The sequence below is a fragment of the Actinoplanes subtropicus genome (assembly GCF_000721705.1).
Classification (GTDB): Bacteria; Actinomycetota; Actinomycetes; order Mycobacteriales; family Micromonosporaceae; genus Actinoplanes; species Actinoplanes subtropicus.
In genome coordinates, this window is record NZ_JOJL01000002.1 from 311,989 (window position 1) to 328,844 (window position 16,856).

General features: G+C 74.3%; 14 protein-coding genes. 8 read left to right on the forward strand and 6 right to left on the reverse strand.

Annotated elements, in window-relative coordinates:
• Window positions 1-30 precede the first annotated feature (30 nt).
• The 3 genes from IH26_RS0103400 to IH26_RS0103410 are packed head-to-tail and all read left to right on the forward strand — an operon-like array spanning window position 31 to window position 3,554.
• Window positions 31-717, forward strand: coding sequence for a CHAT domain-containing protein (locus IH26_RS0103400; RefSeq protein ID WP_051807391.1), 687 nt, complete (start codon window positions 31-33; stop codon window positions 715-717).
• Window positions 717-2,855 carry a CHAT domain-containing protein gene (locus tag IH26_RS0103405; protein ID WP_030434614.1) on the forward strand — a complete coding sequence of 713 codons (2,139 nt, stop codon included), beginning with the start codon at window positions 717-719 and terminating at the stop codon, window positions 2,853-2,855. Before IH26_RS0103400 ends, IH26_RS0103405 begins: the two co-directional genes overlap by 1 nt.
• A 3-nt stretch (window positions 2,856-2,858) precedes the next feature.
• Entirely contained in the window at window positions 2,859-3,554 is a 696-nt protein-coding gene (locus tag IH26_RS0103410) for a Crp/Fnr family transcriptional regulator (RefSeq protein ID WP_030434615.1), read from the forward strand.
• A 4-nt stretch (window positions 3,555-3,558) separates the two neighbouring features.
• Here IH26_RS0103410 and IH26_RS0103415 read toward each other — a convergent pair whose 3' ends face one another.
• Window positions 3,559-5,481, reverse strand: a complete 1,923-nt coding sequence (locus tag IH26_RS0103415) for a caspase family protein (RefSeq protein ID WP_030434616.1) — start codon at window positions 5,479-5,481, stop codon at window positions 3,559-3,561.
• Window positions 5,478-6,731, reverse strand: a complete 1,254-nt coding sequence (locus tag IH26_RS55425; protein ID WP_051807393.1) for a hypothetical protein — start codon at window positions 6,729-6,731, stop codon at window positions 5,478-5,480. Before IH26_RS55425 ends, IH26_RS0103415 begins: the two co-directional genes overlap by 4 nt.
• 476 nt (window positions 6,732-7,207) lie before the next feature.
• Between IH26_RS55425 and IH26_RS0103425 the strand changes: the two genes are divergently transcribed.
• Entirely contained in the window at window positions 7,208-8,323 is a 1,116-nt protein-coding gene (locus tag IH26_RS0103425; RefSeq protein ID WP_051807396.1) for a hypothetical protein, read from the forward strand.
• On the opposite strand, the gene IH26_RS59445 is transcribed toward IH26_RS0103425, so the two are convergent.
• Complete coding sequence (locus IH26_RS59445; RefSeq protein ID WP_157437014.1) at window positions 8,240-8,536, reverse strand: hypothetical protein; 297 nt, start codon at window positions 8,534-8,536, stop codon at window positions 8,240-8,242. The genes IH26_RS0103425 and IH26_RS59445 overlap by 84 nt on opposite strands.
• Before the next feature lie 167 nt (window positions 8,537-8,703).
• Between IH26_RS59445 and IH26_RS0103430 the strand changes: the two genes are divergently transcribed.
• Together IH26_RS0103430 and IH26_RS53055 are read left to right on the forward strand one after the other, a co-directional pair.
• Window positions 8,704-11,373 (forward strand): CHAT domain-containing protein, encoded by a 2,670-nt coding sequence (locus tag IH26_RS0103430; RefSeq protein ID WP_051807398.1) that lies wholly within the window; start codon window positions 8,704-8,706, stop codon window positions 11,371-11,373.
• A gap of 8 nt (window positions 11,374-11,381) precedes the next feature.
• Entirely contained in the window at window positions 11,382-12,629 is a 1,248-nt protein-coding gene (locus tag IH26_RS53055; RefSeq protein WP_157437015.1) for a hypothetical protein, read from the forward strand.
• Here the strand turns inward: IH26_RS53055 and IH26_RS0103440 are convergent.
• A complete protein-coding gene (locus tag IH26_RS0103440) occupies window positions 12,626-13,132 on the reverse strand; it encodes a methyltransferase family protein (RefSeq protein ID WP_030434620.1) in 507 nt (168 codons plus the stop codon). The two genes, IH26_RS53055 and IH26_RS0103440, sit on opposite strands and share 4 nt — an antisense overlap.
• Before the next feature lie 75 nt (window positions 13,133-13,207).
• Window positions 13,208-14,104: an NmrA family NAD(P)-binding protein gene (locus tag IH26_RS0103445; RefSeq protein ID WP_030434621.1), complete on the reverse strand. Its 897-nt coding sequence runs from the start codon at window positions 14,102-14,104 to the stop codon at window positions 13,208-13,210.
• Between the two features lie 10 nt (window positions 14,105-14,114).
• Between IH26_RS0103445 and IH26_RS0103450 the strand changes: the two genes are divergently transcribed.
• Window positions 14,115-14,879 carry a TetR/AcrR family transcriptional regulator gene (locus IH26_RS0103450; RefSeq protein WP_245664894.1) on the forward strand — a complete coding sequence of 255 codons (765 nt, stop codon included), beginning with the start codon at window positions 14,115-14,117 and terminating at the stop codon, window positions 14,877-14,879.
• A gap of 124 nt (window positions 14,880-15,003) precedes the next feature.
• Complete coding sequence (locus tag IH26_RS0103455; protein WP_245664895.1) at window positions 15,004-15,435, forward strand: MarR family winged helix-turn-helix transcriptional regulator; 432 nt, start codon at window positions 15,004-15,006, stop codon at window positions 15,433-15,435.
• 2 nt (window positions 15,436-15,437) lie between these two features.
• On the opposite strand, the gene IH26_RS0103460 is transcribed toward IH26_RS0103455, so the two are convergent.
• The gene (locus IH26_RS0103460) at window positions 15,438-16,772 is read right to left on the reverse strand and encodes an alpha/beta hydrolase (protein WP_030434624.1); all 1,335 of its coding nucleotides are present in this window, start codon (window positions 16,770-16,772) and stop codon (window positions 15,438-15,440) included.
• Window positions 16,773-16,856 lie beyond the last annotated feature (84 nt).

The window sequence follows — 16,856 nt, forward strand, 5'->3', positions numbered from 1 at the left end:
CTGTCCGTCAGACCCCTTCGGGAGGTGGCCATGGGCGACATCGTGCACGGTGACAAGGTCAACGGCGACAAGATCAACGGCAACAAGATTGTGTACGCGGCGGGCCGGCCGACGCCGCGAGCGGAGCCGAAGGTGATTCTCCTGATGAGCGCCGACGCCGACGGGCGGCGGCCCCTCGGCCTGGACCGGGAGCATCGCGAGGTCGACGCGGCGATCTGGAACGCGCACGCCGGCGGACGGCTGGAGGTGCGGGTGGCCGACGCGGTCCGGATGGCGGACCTGCAGCGGTCGTTGCTGCGGCACCACCCGGTGATCGCGCACTTCAGCGGCCACGGATCGGCCGCCTACGGGATCATGGTGACCGACGCCGGCGGCCGCCCGCGCGCGGTACCGCCGGACGCCCTGAGCGACCTGTTCCGGGTGATGCGCGAAGATCTGCTGTGCGTCGTGCTCAACGCGTGCTTCACCGAGGAGCAGGCGCACGCTATCGCCGAGCACATTCCCTGCGTCATCGGCATGCGCGGCGGCATCCTCGACGACGCCGCGATCAGCTTCGCCACCGCGTTCTACCAGGCCGTCGCCTACGGCCGGACCCTCGGCACGGCGTTCGAGCTCGGGTGCAATCAGCTGCTGCTCGACGGCCACCCCGACGCCGTCCGTCCGCGACTCGTCGCGACGCCGGGCGCCGCGCATCTTCGCGTGCTCGAGCGTTCCTGATGGCGGCGCCCCGGAGTCTGGCGGCGGAACTCGTCGCGAGGAACGCCCGGTGGGCCGCGCTCGCGGTGGCCTCGGCCGGCGCCGGGGAGTCGCTGACCGCGGCACTGCGGACGCCGGGCGATCCCCTGTCGTTCGCGCGGGCCGCGGTGGCCACCCTGGAACTGGACTGGGTCGCCGAGGAACTGCCCGACCCGGACTGCTCGGCGCTGGCCGCGACGCATCTGCGGGACTGCCACCGGGCCGCCGCGGTGCTCCCCGTCGCCGCGTACGAGCATGAGGTGATCCGGGTCGCGGCGGAGGACGTCGAGGCCGCCCACCGCCGGATCGCCGCGTCGACCTTGCGATACCGGGCCGTCCGGGCCGAGAACGCGGGCCGGCCGGACGAGGGCCGGCGGCTGCGGGAGCAGGCGTTGTCGCGGGCGCCGGCCGGGTCGTACCTTCGAGCGGTCCTGCTGATCGAGCTGGGCCGCCTGGGTGAGGCAGGCGCGGCGATCGACGAGACGACGGGCCTGGACCCGGTGGTCCTGGCCGAGCTGAACGTCCGCGCCGGGCGGCCCGCCGTGGCCCGGACGATCCTCGCCCACTCCGGCGGGGCACCGCGCCAGCAGCCATGGGGGGACCTCGGGCGCCGAGCGGAGATCGCCTTGATGCTGGGCGATCTCGAGGAGGCCGATGGGCTGGCCGCTCGGGCGGTGGAAGCATTCGAGCGGAGCCTGGCTGCGGCGGGTTGCGGCTACTACCGCGCCCTGGCCGGCGATCACGTGGCGGTGGCCGGGATGTACAACGTCGCCGCGCGGGCCCGGCTCGAGCTCGGCGACGCCGGCGGCGCGTTCGGCCTGGTCGACCGGCTGCGGGCGGAGATCGTCCGGGCGGCCCCGGACCGCGAGGCGCGGCGGGCCGAGGCCCACCTCGGCGCCGTTCATGAGGGGCTGGCCGCCGCCGCGCTGCGTGGCGACCGGCCGGCGTACGCCGACGTGGTCGCGGCGGTCGAGGCAGCCGAGGAGGCGGCCGGCCGGGCCGCCACCGGGCCGCCGGCCGCGGCCGGCCTGGACGAGGTGCGCCGCGCGCTGCCCGCGAACGCCGCCCTGCTGTACTACCAGTCGTTCGACCTGGATCTGATCATCTGGGCGGTCCGCCGCGACGGGATCGTGGTCGAGCGGCGCGAACGGCTGCGCCGGGATCTGATCCGGTCGGTGCGCGAACTGCACTCGGCGTGTTCCGGCCTGGGCGGCGACGGCGCCCGGGTGCCCGGCCTCGCCGCCCGCGTGGCGGCCGACCTGATCGAGCCGGTCGCCGCCGCGCTGACCGGGGTGGACCGTCTCTTCGTGGCGCCGCCGGGCGCCCTGATGCTGCTGCCGTTCGCCGTCCTCCCGTTCGGCGGCTCGACCCTGGCCGAGCGGTTCACCGTGTCCGTCCTGCCGTCGGCCGCGCTGCTGACCCGCCCCGGCGCGGGCCGGCCGCCCGACCTGGACGGCCCGGCGCTGCTGGTCGGCGATCCCGACTACGCCGCCCTGCCCCGGCTGCCCGGCACCGGGGTCGAGGTGCGGGCGATCGCCGCCCGGCTGCGCTCCGCCGTCGCGCTGACCGGCCCGGACGCGACGGCCGAGGCGTTCGCGCGGCACGCGCCCGGCCGGTCCGTCGTGCACCTGGCCACGCACGGCGAGGTGGACGAGATCCGGCCGTACCTGAGCTCGCTGGCGCTGTCCGGCGGTGCCCGGCTCACGATGCCGGACCTGGCCGGGCTCGACCTCGGCATCGACCTGCTCGTGCTGTCGGCCTGCCACACCGGCCGCGGCCGGGCCACCGCCGGCGGCGACGTGCTGGGCCTGGCCCGAGCCGCCGTCGCGGCCGGCGTCCGGCACCTGATCGTCTCGCTCTGGCCGGTCGACGACGTCGCGGCCTGCCTGCTGATGACCACGTTCTACCGGCGGCTGGCCCGGGGCCACGGCGTCGCCGCGGCGCTGGCCTGTGCCGCGCGCCGGGTCCGCGCGATGGACGCGGGCGAGCGGGCGGCGGCGTACGCCCGGCTGGCCGGCGCACCCGGCAGCGGGAAGGCGCGTGACGTCGGCGCGGTCGAGCGGAGTGGCCCGGGAGACGGGCCCGCGTACTGGGCACCCTTCATCCACATCGGAGTTTGAAGAATGACCGAAGCCGACCCGGTGTGGGCGCCCGGATCGTTCCTCTCGCTGATCACTGCCGAGGAGCGCGAACAACTCCTGGCCCTCGGCACCACGCGGCGCCTCCCACCCGGCCGGCAGCTGCTGGTCGAGGGCCGGCTCGACGCCCACGTCGAGATCATCCGCCAGGGGCACGTCAAGGTCTCCACGTCGGTCGCCGGCCTGCCGCGGCTGCTGGCGATCCGGTTGCCCGGCGACCTGGTCGGCGAGCTGGCCGCGGTCACCGGCGGCGGGCGCAGCGCCACCGTCACCACCTGCGGCGAGGTGGTGTCGACGGTGATCCAGCGGCCGGACTTCATGGGCTTCCTCGCCCGGCACCCGAACGTGGCGGCACAGGTCACGGCGACCGTCGGGCGGCGGCTGCGCTGGGCCAACGAGCGCCGCTCGGAGTTCTCGGCCTTCCCGGTGCACGTGCGGCTGGCGCGGGTGCTCAGCGAGATCGCGGCCAGCTGCGGCGAGGCGGTCGACGACGGGCTGCTGATCGGTGTCGAGCTCAGCCAGACCGAGCTGGCCACGCTGGTCGGCGCGCGCGAGGACACCGTCCAGCGCGGACTGCGGATGCTGCGCCAGGACGGCCTCCTGCGTACCGGGTATCGCCAGATCGTGATCCTGGACGAGCCGGGCCTGCGCGCGGTCGCCGACCGGGCCGAGTGGCAATGACCGATCAGTCCGGCACCTCGGTGACCAGGGTGAGCGACTCGACGGTCCAGTCGTAGGCGCCGCGGTCCGTCTCGGCCTCGCCGAGATCGCGCAGCACCACGCCGTTGCCGATCCGCTCCAGCAGGCCGCGGGAGGTCAGGGCGCTCCGCTCGCGGGACAACCGGCCGCCCAGCTGCGGCAGCAGGAACGGCTCGGCGCTGAACTGCTGCTCGGCCACCAGCAGCAGGAGCCGGTCGCGGGCGCGGGCACCGGGCTCCGGTGCCATGCCGTCCGGCAGGTACGCCTGGACGCGCCGGCCCGCCAGCACGGCCGCCGGGCTCCGGGGCGCGATGAAGTCGCCGGGGAACAGCGCGGCGTGCACCCGGAATCGCGGCGTCAGGTCGAGCAGGACGCAGAAGAGCTCGCGGTCCGAGGTGTTGTGCAGCCGGAGGAACACCTCGGGCGGGCGCCGGCCGGAGCCGTCCCGGAGGTAGCTCAGGGTGAGCTCGCCGCCGGTGGGTTCGAGCACCGATCCGCCCGTCCGCGGCGCGAGCGCCAGATCGGCGGGTGCCTCGAGCACCTCGATACGGACCGCCCCGGCCAGCTCGGATCGCGGGTTGACCAGCGTGGACAGCAGGGTCCACCGGGCGATGTGCTCCAGCGCCCCGACCGCCTCCTCGGCCCGCACCTCGCACCGGCGCCGGCCGCGGTCGTCGTCGATGCCGACCATCCCGGACGGGTCGACGTCGGCCCGCAGGTCGGCCGGCGATCCCGGCTCGACGTCGCGGACATGGGGGGAGGGACGGCCGCCCGGTGCCGCGGTGTGCAGGTCCAGCAGCAGCCGCCGGACCGCCGCCGGGTCGCGACCGGTCACCGACACGGTGAGACGCGGCAGCGGTACCTGGGTCACCACCATCGGGTACTGCCGGTCGCGGGCCGGCGCCCAGCCGTCGTCCGGCCGCACCAGACTGCGGTGGGTCTGCACGGTGGTCACGGTCGCCTGCTGCGACGGCGAGCCCCCGCGTACGCCGACCTGCAGGCCCTCGCCCGCGGGCAGCCCGTGCACCGCGCCGGCGTCGATCTCCCAGTCGCCGCGCAGGTAGCGCATCCGCATCGCCGCGCCGTGCACGCCGGGCCGCGGCGACAGGAACGCGTGATCGGCCAGCGGCGAGGCGGCCGGGCGAAGCTGCGGCGTCTGGTCCCGCACCCGCTGCTCCACCTCGGTCCGGGCCGCCGCGGCCAGCTCACGGTAGGTGGCGAGCGGGCTCAGTTGCTCGAGGGCGCGCAGCAGCGACCAGCTGAAGACGCCGCGGTCCCGGCCGCCGATCTCGATTTCGCGGGCACGTTCGGTCGAGCGGCAGGCGGCCAGCGCGATGTGCTCGGGCCGGTCGGCCGCCGCGGCGGCGTGGATCAGCTCGGGGACGAGCGACGCGCGGATGCGGGGCGCGGCCTCGGGCACGTTGCGGAACGACGTCCGGCCGGTCGGGATCTCGCGGGTGGCGCCGTCGGAGTGACAGCTGTCGAGCACGACGGCCACGTGGGCGGCGTGCCGGCCCACGTCGTCGAGCAGCACCGACAGCTCCTTGTCCCACAGGTCCGGCACCTCGCCGGTCCGGCTGTCCGCACACACCAGCGTCTGCAGCCGCCGGGTCGGCTCGGCGAACCACGCCCAGTCCGGGCACGCCGCGTCGGAGCCGTGCCCGCTGAACCAGAACAGCACCGCGTCCGCCGGCGTGGCCCGCCCCAGATGCGTACGGATGGCCTCGACCACCGCCGCCCGGGAGGCCTCGCCGTCGCGCAGGACCTTGATGCGGGGCCGCGACTCCGCATCCGGACGGGTCAGGTAGGCCTCGACGGCCTCGACGTCGTTGACGCAGCCGCGCAGGTTCGGCACGTCCGGATCGGCGTACTCGTTGATGCCGACCAGCAGGGCGTACAACGTGGTCATCGAGCGGCTCCGACGGTCAGCCAGCCGTGCTCGACGAAGTCCTTCTCCGGCAGTTCCACGGTCATCGGCCGGAAGTCGGACGCCAGCGGCGGCTCCACGGCATGGGCGATCACGTCCTGATACAGCACGTCGGGCAGTCCCAGCACGTACGGTGCCTCGGGGTTCTCCTTGATCGCGGCGCGCAGCGGCGGGCTGTCCAGGAGACGGTGAACGGCGATGGCCGCCGCGCCGACCCACCCGTTGGCCGTCTCCTTGACCAGTCCCCGGTGCAACGCGACCCGCAGCCGCATCCGCTCGGCGGCCGCGCGACCGCGGTCACGATCCAGCAGTGCGGCCCGGAGGGTGGCGATCATCGTCGGGATCACCGCCGCCTCGTCGATGCCGACCGGAAGAACGGTGAACTGGCCGTCGCCCTGCGGCTGCGGCCGGACGGCGGACTCGGCGATGCCGGCCGCCCGCCGCGCTTCGGACAGGACCCGGACCAGGTCGCGCTGGAGCTCCTCGGTCTCGGCATTCCGGCGCCGGCTGTAGCCGACCACGTCGGCGGCCAGGCACATCCGGACGGCCGCGCCGCTCGGCACGGCGGCCTCGGTGAACGGCTCGCGGAACTCGACGGCCGGGGTCATCAGGGTCCGGTCGGCCGTCTCGGCCTGGACGGTGAGGACGCCGGCGAGATCGGTTGCGCCGCTCGGCATCTCCACCAGGGCATGCATGCCGTACGTGCGGGGGAGCAGGACGGTGCCCCGGGGATCGTCGTAGACCCAGCCGAAGCTTCCGGACTGCAGGCCGGTCGTCCAGGCGCGTGGCGTACCGGCCCGCCGGCCCAGGCGCCGCAGCAGGCCGGGGCGAGAGCGGGTGGCGGACACCGTACGCAGCGCCGCGGCCGACGCCGCCTCGCCCTGGACCAGCCCGAACTCGTCGCCGTCGGCGGCCAGCTGGACGACCCGGGCGCCCGGATCGGCCAGCGTCACATCGAGCCGGGCACCGGTGTACCGCTCCCCGGTCGGCAGCACGTCGAGATCGAACGCGAAGATGACCCCGGCGTACCGGTCGGCGCTCCGCTCGGCGCGGCGCCGCAGCAACGGCGGCAGATCCTCGGCCGGCACCGGATAGGCGAGCGGGCGCCCGCAGCGGACCAGGCCCGCGTACCCGGCGGCCGGCCCGGGCGCGCCGCGGCCGTCCGGCGACTCCAGCCCGCGGACGGCCAGCACCTCCTCGCCGGACAGTCCTTCGTCGAGAATCATCGTCACTCACTCTCCCCACTGGACGAGCACGCCCAGGCCTCGGTCCGTGCGCCGGTCTCTGACGGACGGCGATGGCGAGTGTCGGAAAGACGACCGGGGCCGGCGAGACTTGATCTCGCCTTCGCTGGTATGGCCGAGCGGGAAACGGGTGATGATCGCGACCTCGCGCGACCGCGTGGTGACGACCCGTCGACCCCCACGGAGCGTGACGTCGACTCCGCCGAATGACGGAAAGTCACCCTCCGAAGTCATCCAGGATGGCGGTGGGTTCGCGGGAAATACGCCTCCGGAACACGGAACGGGTTAACCCGAGAGGGTTGGCACGGTCCCCCGCCCGGGCGCCGCGGCACCCCTGTCCGTCACTCCTTCGCCAGCGGACAGCCATTCCTTGCCCCGGGGCATGGCGACCGAAGGCACTCCGATCTGACACTCGACGGGCGACGTTTCTCCCTGCTTACAAGCAACTATCGAGGACGGCAACGGTGAGCAGTGCGGATGAGGCCGCGACGGCTTCCGGCAACATGTACCGGCCCGGCGGCGACGCCGGGCCGGCCCTTCCGCTCATCCCCAACCAGCGTCGCATCTACGCGCGGCCGCGCCCGGCCGTGCCGGACGACCTGTCCTGGCTGCGTGACCTGGCCAAACGCGGCGAGTTGAGCCGGGCCGTCGAGGCCGGCCACGGCCCGCGGCTGTGCCGGGCGGCCTTCGCGGTGAGCCACCAGATCGTCTTCGACGTGGTCACCCGCCGGTTCGAGTTGACGGCGCGCGGGCATTCCCGGTGCGCCCGCGGCATCCCGTTCATGGACGGCCCCTGCCTCGACCGCTACTACGACGACGTCGAATCCGTGATCGACTACCTGCTGGCCGCCCGGCAGCCGATCGACGACCTCGAGGCGTGGCTGGCCCGCCGGGCCCGCAACGCGACCGTGGACGGTCATCGCCGCCGGCGCGGGGAGCGGGGCGCGCTGCAGCGACCCCGGATGACCCGCGCGCTGGCCGCCGACCTCGGCGAGGACCCGTGGCTCGGCGAGCTCGCCCTGAAGATCTTGGAGTGGGTCGGCGTGCCGACCGGGGCCGGGGCAAGCCTGTGGCCGCTGGACCGCTGGGCGCAGTTGCGGGCCGAACGCACCCGCGACATCGCCGGCAGCACACCCGCCCGGGTGGCCGCCGAGGTCGAGCGGGTGCTGGCCGCGATGCGGCGCCGGCCCCCGTGGTACCAGGACTACGTGGAGCGGCCGCTCGGCCACAAGGTGGCGCCGGTCGCTCCGCCGCCCGGCGACGAGGTCACCGACCCGCGTCCGCTGGTCGTGGTCAGCCCGGAGGAGATCGTCGACGCGCGGCTCAGCGATCTGGCCGAGGTCGCCGTCGAGGCCATCCGGACCGGCATCGAGCACCACCACGATCCCACCGTGACCGTGGTCGACGTGTTGACGCGGTTGTTCCTCGGCGGCACCGGGTCGGACGAGCTCGAGCTGGCCACGCCGGCCGGCGTCGACGGCCGCCACCAGCACCTGTCAGCGATGCTGGCCGACCCCGTCGCCCTCGCCGGCGTCGTGGACCGCGTGCTCGGGATCGTTCGCGGCGAACCGCTGCGCTAACACCTCCAGCGCCCGGCGGCGGCCGGCGATCGCCTCCTGCACGGCCGCGGGGGACTCGCCGCGATCGAGCGCGTCGCCGTACGCCTTCCGGAGCTCCTCCTCGAGGACCTGGCGGATCTGCTCGAGCTGCGCCCGGGTGAGCTCCATCAGAGCGGTCGCTCGAGATCGGCGGTACGCGGGCAGGCACGGATCACCCACCGATTGTGAACCCATGAGAGGTATTCACGCCGCCCCCACGTGGCCGGATTTGGCGGGACGAGTGTCTCGATGTTCATGTCGGTCCCTTCGGCTGTGACGGCTCGCTGTCCAGGCTCTGGCGGACGGGCGCGGGCCGGTCCGTCAGAAATGGGCGACGGACACGGCGGAATGGGGCGGCAAAAGTGGACGATCTACTCGAACGATACGCGACGATCGCCGGGGTCCTGGCCGGGTACACCACTCTCGAGGAGGGCATCCGAGCCGTACGGGAGCTGCCGCCCGCCGCCCCCAAGCGCGGCCTCCTCGCCGCGGCGCTGGTGGAACGCACGATCCAGGAGGCCTTCCGGGCGCCGGAACGCCATCGGCGGTCGATCGATTGGCTGGTGGCCATCGCCGACACCGGGCCGCCGCCGGGCCCGGCGTGGCGCCGGCTGCGGATCGTGGCCCGTAGCGCGGCCATCATGATGGCCGCGTTCCACCAGGACCTGGGCGATCCGGCGGCCGTGGTGGCCGAGTTGGAGACGCTGCGCGGACACAGCGGCGACGATCCGGCGCTTCTCAACCAGCTCGACCTGACCCGCATGACGGTCGAGGCCGCGCTGTCCGGCGGGTCCACCGACCTCGAGGCGGTCGACCGGGTCGTGGACCGGTTCCGGAAGATGACCGCGCAGGGCGGGGCGCCGAATCCGGAAGCGGAGGCGCTGGCCGAGGCCATGATGCTGATGCAGGAGATGATGCGCGCGCCGACGGCACCCGGCATGCAGGAGCGGCAGGCCCGGCTGATGGAGATCCTGGGACGGCTTCCCGAGGAACACCACCTGCGGAAAGCGGTCGAGGAACGGCTCCCGCTCCTGCGCCTGTACACGGCGGACGCGGATCCCGGCGACGCGCTGGCCGCGATCGACCGGCCGGGCGTCAGCGCGGACGATCGTGCGATCGGCCTGTCCACGCTCAGCCTGTACGCGATGCTGAACGAGAACGACCCGGCCCGCATCGACGCGTGGATCGACCGGTTGCGGACCACCCTGGCCGACCTGGGCCCCGGCCATCAGCGTCGCGGCCTGCTTCTGGTCATCCTGGCCGGCGCCCTGGCCCGCCGGGACGAGATGGACAATCGCGTCGACCGGCTGGACGAGGCCGAGGCGCTGGCCCTCGAGGCGCGCGGGTTGGTCGAGGGGCGCCCGCACGACAAGGTCTGGTCGATGGCGCACGACATCCTGGCGTTCATCGACCAGCGCCGGCCGGCCGGCCCGGACCGGCACCGCACCGCGCTGGACGGCATGCGCGGGCACCTCTGGCGGGTGCTGATGCAGCGTGACCTGGCCGGTGCCGCCGCCGTGGCCCGGGACGCGGCCGAGACGGCCCTCGTCAACGCGCGGGACTGCCTGGCCCACGGCGATCCGGCGGCGGCGGTACGCGCGCTGGAGGCGGGCCGAGGCCTGGCGCTGTACGCCGCCGTCGAGATGCGCGACGTCGCCGAGCGGCTGAGCGCCCTGGGCCACGACCGCCTGGCCGAACGCTGGCGGCGCGAGGCGATGACGGCCGATCCCGACGACGTGCCGGTCGGGCTGCGCCGCGAGGTCGTCGAGGCGCTGGCCGCGGCGGCGCCGGCCGGCGCCCTGCTCGACCCGCCCGAGCCGGCCGAGATCGCCGAGGCGCTGACCGAACTGGACGCCGACGCGCTGATCTACCTGATTCCGGGCAACGGCCCGGTGACCGGCTTCGGCCTGGCCGTTGCCGCCGACGGATCGATGACCTACTTCGCCCTGCCCAACCTCCGGCTGGCCGGCGACGACCCGGTGGTCGCGGCGTTGTCGTCGCTGGCCCGGCGCGACGCCACGCTCCACCGCGGCGACGTTGCCCGGGACCTCGGCGCGGCCGAGGCCGAAACGCGGGACCTGGCCGCCGGCGTGGCGACGCTGTGCGACTGGGCGTGGCGGGCCGCCATCGGCAAGGTGATCGAGCAATACCTGCCCGGCCTGGGCGTGGCCACCGGGCGTACGCCTCACCTGGTGTTGATCCCGCTCGGCGAACTGGCCCGGGTCCCCTGGTCGGCGGCGCGCCGGGCGGGCGGCGAGCCGGCCGTTCACCACGTCGCGATCTCCCAGGCGGCGTCGGCCCGGCTGCTGTGCCACACCGCGGGCCGGCCGCCGGTCCGCCCGTCGCGCAACGGCCTGGTGGTCGGCGATCCGGCGACGCCCTGGACGGCCCTGCCGGGCGCCCGGCTCGAGGCGTACGAGATCCACCAGACCTTCTACCGCGGCAGCCGCTACCTGGGGCGCCGGCCCCAGGACGACGACGTCAGCCCGTCCGGGGCCGGCACCCCGGCCGAGGTGACGAAGTGGCTCACCGATCCCGGACTCGCCGGCGGCGGACTGCTCCACCTGGCCTGCCACGCCGTGGCCGACACCGAACGCGGGCGGTCCTACCTCCTGCTCGACGGCGGCCAGGAACTGGCCGCCGACCGGCTGGTCGACCTGCTCGCCGGACGCCCGGACCGGGAACTCGGCCTCGTCGTGCTGGCCGGCTGCAACACCGGCAAGGCGATCACCGGGTACGACGAGGCGTACAGCCTGGGTACGGCGTTCCTCGCCGCCGGCGCGCGATCGGTGCTGTCCACGCAATGGTCGATCCCGGACGGCAGCACCTCGGTGCTGATGTTCATGGTCCACCAGTTCCTGATGGTCGACCGCCGGACGCCGTGGGAGGCCCTGCGCGACGCCCAGCTCTGGATGCTCGACCCGGATCGCGAGATTCCCGACCGGATGCCCGCCGAGCTGCGGAAACGACTGAACGAGTCGGACCCGACCGACATCACGGGGTGGGCGGGCTTCGTCCACTGGGGACGTTAGGAGAGATCATGTCCAGCGATCGAGTGGATCAGCTCCGCGCCAAGCTCGCCGATCTGCGGGGACCGTCCCGGGTGGGGCCGCTGATGGAGCTCACGCAGGAGCTCGTCAACCGGCACTGGCAGATCGGGCCTGGCCGGCCCGAGGGGCTGCCGCTGCTGAACGAGGCGATCGGTACGGCGGAGGAGGCGTACGGATACTTCGACGCCAAGGATCCCTGGCGCCGGCAGATGGCCGCCCAGCTAGGGACCCTGATCGGCGCGCGGCACCTGGCCCACGGCAGCCCGGAGGCCGACCGGGTACGCGCGATCGCGCTGCTCGAGGACGGCCTCGGCATGCCGCAGCTCCCGCCGGCCGTGCAGATCATGTGCCGGCTGACCCTCGGCCAGCTCTGCCTGATCACGTCGACCCGGGCGCTGAGCGGCGTCAACCTGGCCTCGATGACCGCGGGCACGGCCCTGCCGGCCACCGCCGAGGCCGACGTCGACCGGGCGATCCGCTGCTTCCGCGAGGTGCTCGACGGCCCGGCGGTGTCCGCCGAGGGCCGGCACGCGGCCGAGTCGCTGCTGACGATGGCGGACGCCCTCCGCACCATCGTGGTGGCCCTGCGCGGCGGGCCGTCGATGCAGACCATCAACAAGCTCATGGACGCGGTCAAGGTCTTCCAGCGGTTCCACGAGGAGCAGTCGGCGCGGGCCGGCCGCGGCTTCGGCACCGGCGTGCTCTCCCTGTACGACGCCGAGCGTCTCGCCGGCGCGGATCCGCTGGACCGCCCGGTGATGATGATGGACGTCAAACCGGCGCCGCCGAAACCGAGGCCGAAGCCGGTGCCGATGCCGCCCGCCGACGATCGCGTCGAGGCGATGCGCAGCCGCCTCCGTGACCTGGTCGCCCACGGCTTCGACCTGTTCGCCGCGATCGAGCGGCTGCTCGCGCCCGGGGCCGCCCGCCCGCCGGTCGACGAGGTCGACGAGGTCGTCGCGCTGGCCACCGCCGTGGTCGACAGCGGCCGGGCCGACCGTACGGACAACCTGCTCTACGCCCTGGGCCTGCTGTTGCGGGCCCGGACGGCGGGGTCGCCGGCCAACCGCCCGGACGTCGACGACGCCGCCGACCATCTGCTGCGCGCGGCCGGATCGAGCAGCCCCGCCCCGCCCGACGTCCTCCGGATCATGCACAACCTGGCCGCGGCGCTCGACCGGCTCCAACCGGGAGCCGAGGTGACCGACCGGCTCACCGCCACCCTGGCCGGCGTCTAGGGTCCGGGGCGCCACGGGGTCAGCCGGGGCCACCAGCCCGGGACGGCCCGGCGGTAGGTCGTGTACTCAGCACCGAACGCGCGGGTCAGGGCCGGCTGCTCGTGACCGAGGACGAAGGCCACCATGGCGGCGGTGGCGATCGCGGCATAGCCGAGCAGCACCGGCCGCCACAGCAGCAGGGCCTGGCCGAGGACGGTCGCGATGACCGCCAGGTACATCGGGTTGCGGACGTACCGGTAGAGGCCACCGACAACCAGGTGAGCGGGCGGCGCGACCGGGGCGGGCGTGCCGAGGCCCTCGACCGCGAACCGGACGAAGGCGTGGATGAGCACCGCTGTCCCGGCGAGCACGAGGAGGACGCCGAGCAGCCGAGCCGGCAACCAGTGCCCGAACCCGTCACCCGGCCGCCACCGGGTCAGCCACCAGGGCAGCAGCCCGGCGACGACCCCCGGAGCGACCGCGAAGAAGACCGCGCTGCCGGCCGCGGCGACACTCCTGCGCATGGGCCCATTGTGCCGCTACCCCGGGGGCGCGGTCAGGGACCGGTAGGCGTCCGGGACGAGGCCGCGACAACGGGCTCAGGTGAGCCGGGCGCGGATCGCGGCCGCGCCGGAGGCGGTGAGCCAGTCGCCGAGCGTACGCAGGCCGGGGTGGATGACCCGGAGCGTCTCGATGTCGGCGTGCCAGCGGTGCCCGGCCAGCCAGCGTCTGCGGGTGTCGGCGATGATCGGGTTCAATGCGGCCGCTTCCCGCTCGGTGAGTTGGTGATAGCGGATCGGGATGCCGGTGGCCGCGCTGATCGTGGCGGCGGCCTCGATCGGGGTGGGTTGGTCGCCGGCCAGTTCGAGGGTGCGGCCGGCGTACCGGGCCGGGTCGGCGAAGGCGAGCGCGGCGAACTCGGCGACGTCCTCGAGGGCGATGATCTGCATCGGCTCGTCCGGCGGGAACAGGTGCCGGTGTACGCGGCCGTCGAGGCCGTCGACGCCGTGCACCGCGGCGGACAGCCAGTTGGTCATGAAGCGGACCGGGCGCAGCACGGTGGGCCGGGCGATGTGGTCGTACAGGTATTGCTCGATCTGCGCCTTGGCGGCCGAGCCGGCGGAGCCGGCCGTGGTCGAGGCGACGGTGCTGAACACGACCTGCTCGATGCCGGCCTTGGCGGCGGCGTCGATCAGGGCCCGGCCGCGGTTGGCTTCGAGGTGGGTGTCGGGTCCGTCCGGTCCGAAGGCGACCGGCGGGATGGCGAAGACGGCGGCGGCGCCGTCGAGGGCGGGTGGCAGGCTCGCGGGGTCGTCGAAGTCGCCGGGCACGAGTTCGGCGCCGAGGCCGGCCAGCGCGGCCGCAGCGGCGGCGCCCGGGTCGCGGACCAGGGCCCGGACCGGGCGGCCGGCGGCGAGCAGCCGCCGTGCGGTGGCGCCGCCCTGCTTGCCGGTGGCGCCGGTGACGAGGATCGGGGAGGTGGTGGATACTGACATGATGCGGAATGTGTCACCCGTTTCGGTCGACCGGCAAGGCTTCCGTGACACCCCCGGGGGCGGGCGGGCCGACGCCCGCCGCAACCGGGCGGCCGTCCTGCGCTCGGCGGTGCAGCTGTTCGCGGAGGAGGGGCTGGAGGTCTCCCTCGGCCGGATCGCGCGGCGCGCCGGGGTCGGCGCCGGCACCGTCTACCGGCATTTCCCCAGCCGGGAGATCCTGCTCGAGGCGGTGCTGGCCGAGCATGTCGGCGGCTTCGTGGCCGCCGCCGACCGGTGGTCCGCCCGCGCCCGCCCCGGCGACGCGCTGTTCGGTTTCCTGCTCGAAGTGGTCGAGAAGTCGGCCGGCCGCAAGCTCGTCTGCGACGCCCTCGCCGGCGACCGCAGCTGGCCGCATGTCACGCTGGCGGGCGCCGTGCGGGGCTTCCACGCGGCCCTGGAACGCCTGCTGCGCCAGGCGAAACAGGCCGGGGCGGTGCGTGCCGACGTGCGCGTGGACGACCTGACCGCCCTGGTCGCCGGGGGAGCGGCGGTGCGCTCGGCGCATCGCGACCGCGAGCGCGGCCGGGAGTTGGTGTGGCTGCTGCTGGACGGCCTGCGGCCACCGGTCACGGAACCTGGCGTGTTCCGTGACGCGGCCGGGCACCGCGGTCACGGAACCACGCGTCGTTGCCTGGAGTGCGGGACGCCGCTGCACCCGCGGGGCACCGGGCGGCCGGCCCACTACTGCGGCCCGACGTGCCGCCAGCGGGCCCGGCGCCGCCGCGTCGCCGGCTGAGGCGGGTCGTCGATGGCGGAGGTGCCCGGCCCGCTCCTCGACGCGCTGGAACGGCTGCGCCCGCCGCGCTCGAACTGGCTCGAACCCTAGATATTTGGCCGGTTCGATCTGCGAAAATGGCTTCGTGACCGGGCCGACCATGCTGTATCTGATCAAGCAGTTGGAGTTGGCCGTCCGCTCGCGGCTGGACGAGTTGCTGCGTCCGGAGTCGATCACCCCGTTGCAGTACACTGCCTTGACCGTGCTCGAGCGGCACGCCGACCTGAGCACGGCGGCGTTGGCGCGCAACGCGTTCGTCACCGATCAGAGCGCGGCGGACATGGTCGCCGTGCTGGAGGAGCGGGGGCTGATCGCCCGCCTGCGCGATCCGGCGGATCGCCGGCGGCGGGTGTTGCGGCTGACCGAGCCGGGCGTGGCCCTGCTCGATCGGGTTCGGGACCAGGTGGCCGCGGTGGAGGCGGGGATGCTCGCGCCGCTCACCGACCGAGAGGCGGCCGCCTTCCGGCGATATGTGATCGCCTGCCGGGGGGCGCTCGCCGAGCACCCCCCGCACTGAAATCAGCGTGGTTCGCCCAGGCCGCCGGCCAGGCGCTGGGCCCGATACCGTACGTAGCGTCCGGTGCCGCCCGCCGCGGCCGTGGCGGCGTTCAACGCCCGCGGCGAGGTGTCGCCCCAGCGGCCGGAGTCGAGGCGGTGTTCGACGGCGTGCAAGGCCGCGATGGTCTCGGCCGGCTGGAACGCGCAGTGACCGGCGCCGTTCACGTACGCCTGGCGCAGCAGTTGCTCGTCGCCGCGCCGCTGGACCAGCTTGCCGTACCAGTTCTCCTGTTCGACCGGCACGAGCTGATCGGCGATGGTGTGGATGTCGAGCTCGGGAACGCCGAGGCGCCCGGTCGGGGTCGAGGTGCGGGCCAGGGTGGCGATGGCGGCGGGGTCGGCGGTGATGTCCGCGTCCCGGGTGAGTTTTCTGAGATCGCCGTTCAGGTCGAGGCCGGCGGCCCGGTAGAGGGCGCGCACCTCGCCGGCCTGGGCGCTGCTGCGCAGGACGGCGCCGAAGTCGACGCCCTTGGTGGCGGAGCTGTTGCCGCCGGCGGCGAGCTCGACCTGCTGCCGGGCGCCCATGATGAACGGCAGCACGAAACCGATCTCCAGCTGTTGCTGCGCCTCCTGGCCGGCGTAGTCGTCCGGCGCCGGTGCGGTGGCGCTGTTGTACCAGCCGGGCTCGTTCAGCAGGGCGGCGCCCAGCGCGATCCGGGCGCGTCCGGCCGCGCTGGCCTGGGCGCCGGCGACCACCGTGGACAGGGCTTGCGCGGCGGCGGTGCCGTCGGCGCCGCTCGCGTAGCGGACGAGCTGGATGTCCTGGCCGGGGGCGAGCAGGTGGGCCAGGGCGTACTCGCCGTACAGCTGGTAGTCGTTCAGGTTGAGGGCGCCGGCGACCAGGCCGCAGGTGGTCAGCGCGGCGTCGACGAAGTGCCGGGCGTCCTGCGCCTCCAGGGCGCTGACCAGGCCGCCCATCGAGGTGCCCCAGGCGATCGTGCGCCGGGGCTGCCCGACGATCCGCTCGGCGGCGTGCAGCGCCCCGACCTGGTCGCCGACCGCGGTGGCCAGCGCCCACATCGACGGGCCGGAGTAGGAGGAGCCGACCACGGCGTACCCCTCGGCCAGCAGTTCGGTCCGCGTGTCGGCGTTGGGTGCGTCCTGCGCGGCCAGCGGGCCGAACCCGTGGCTGTAGAGGATCAGCGTGTGGTTCCAGTTGGCCGGCACGTCGGCGACCCAGCTCGCCCCGTCGGAAAGCGTGCCGGTGTAGCTGCCGGCGGCCGCGTAGGCCGGCGTGCTCAGAAATGCGGCGGCGCACGTCGCCGCGACCGCCAGAAGCGTTGTCGCTCTTCGCATCGGTGACTCCTGTTCGCGGAGCAAGAAGCGCAGGAAACCTGTCGATATTCCAGCGTGATGATCAACAGGTTTCCTGTCAATGTC

Bases quoted from the DNA above. Each gene is read 5' to 3' on its own strand.
- IH26_RS0103400 (WP_051807391.1), top strand. From the start codon at position 31: ATGGGCGACATCGTGCACGGTGACAAGGTCAACGGCGACAAGATCAAC.
- IH26_RS0103405 (WP_030434614.1), top strand. From the start codon at position 717: ATGGCGGCGCCCCGGAGTCTGGCGGCGGAACTCGTCGCGAGGAACGCC.
- IH26_RS0103410 (WP_030434615.1), top strand. From the start codon at position 2,859: ATGACCGAAGCCGACCCGGTGTGGGCGCCCGGATCGTTCCTCTCGCTG.
- IH26_RS0103415 (WP_030434616.1), bottom strand. From the start codon at position 5,481: ATGACCACGTTGTACGCCCTGCTGGTCGGCATCAACGAGTACGCCGAT.
- IH26_RS59445 (WP_157437014.1), bottom strand. From the start codon at position 8,536: ATGGGTTCACAATCGGTGGGTGATCCGTGCCTGCCCGCGTACCGCCGA.
- IH26_RS53055 (WP_157437015.1), top strand. From the start codon at position 11,382: ATGTCCAGCGATCGAGTGGATCAGCTCCGCGCCAAGCTCGCCGATCTG.
- IH26_RS0103440 (WP_030434620.1), bottom strand. From the start codon at position 13,132: ATGCGCAGGAGTGTCGCCGCGGCCGGCAGCGCGGTCTTCTTCGCGGTC.
- IH26_RS0103445 (WP_030434621.1), bottom strand. From the start codon at position 14,104: ATGTCAGTATCCACCACCTCCCCGATCCTCGTCACCGGCGCCACCGGC.
- IH26_RS0103460 (WP_030434624.1), bottom strand. From the start codon at position 16,772: ATGCGAAGAGCGACAACGCTTCTGGCGGTCGCGGCGACGTGCGCCGCC.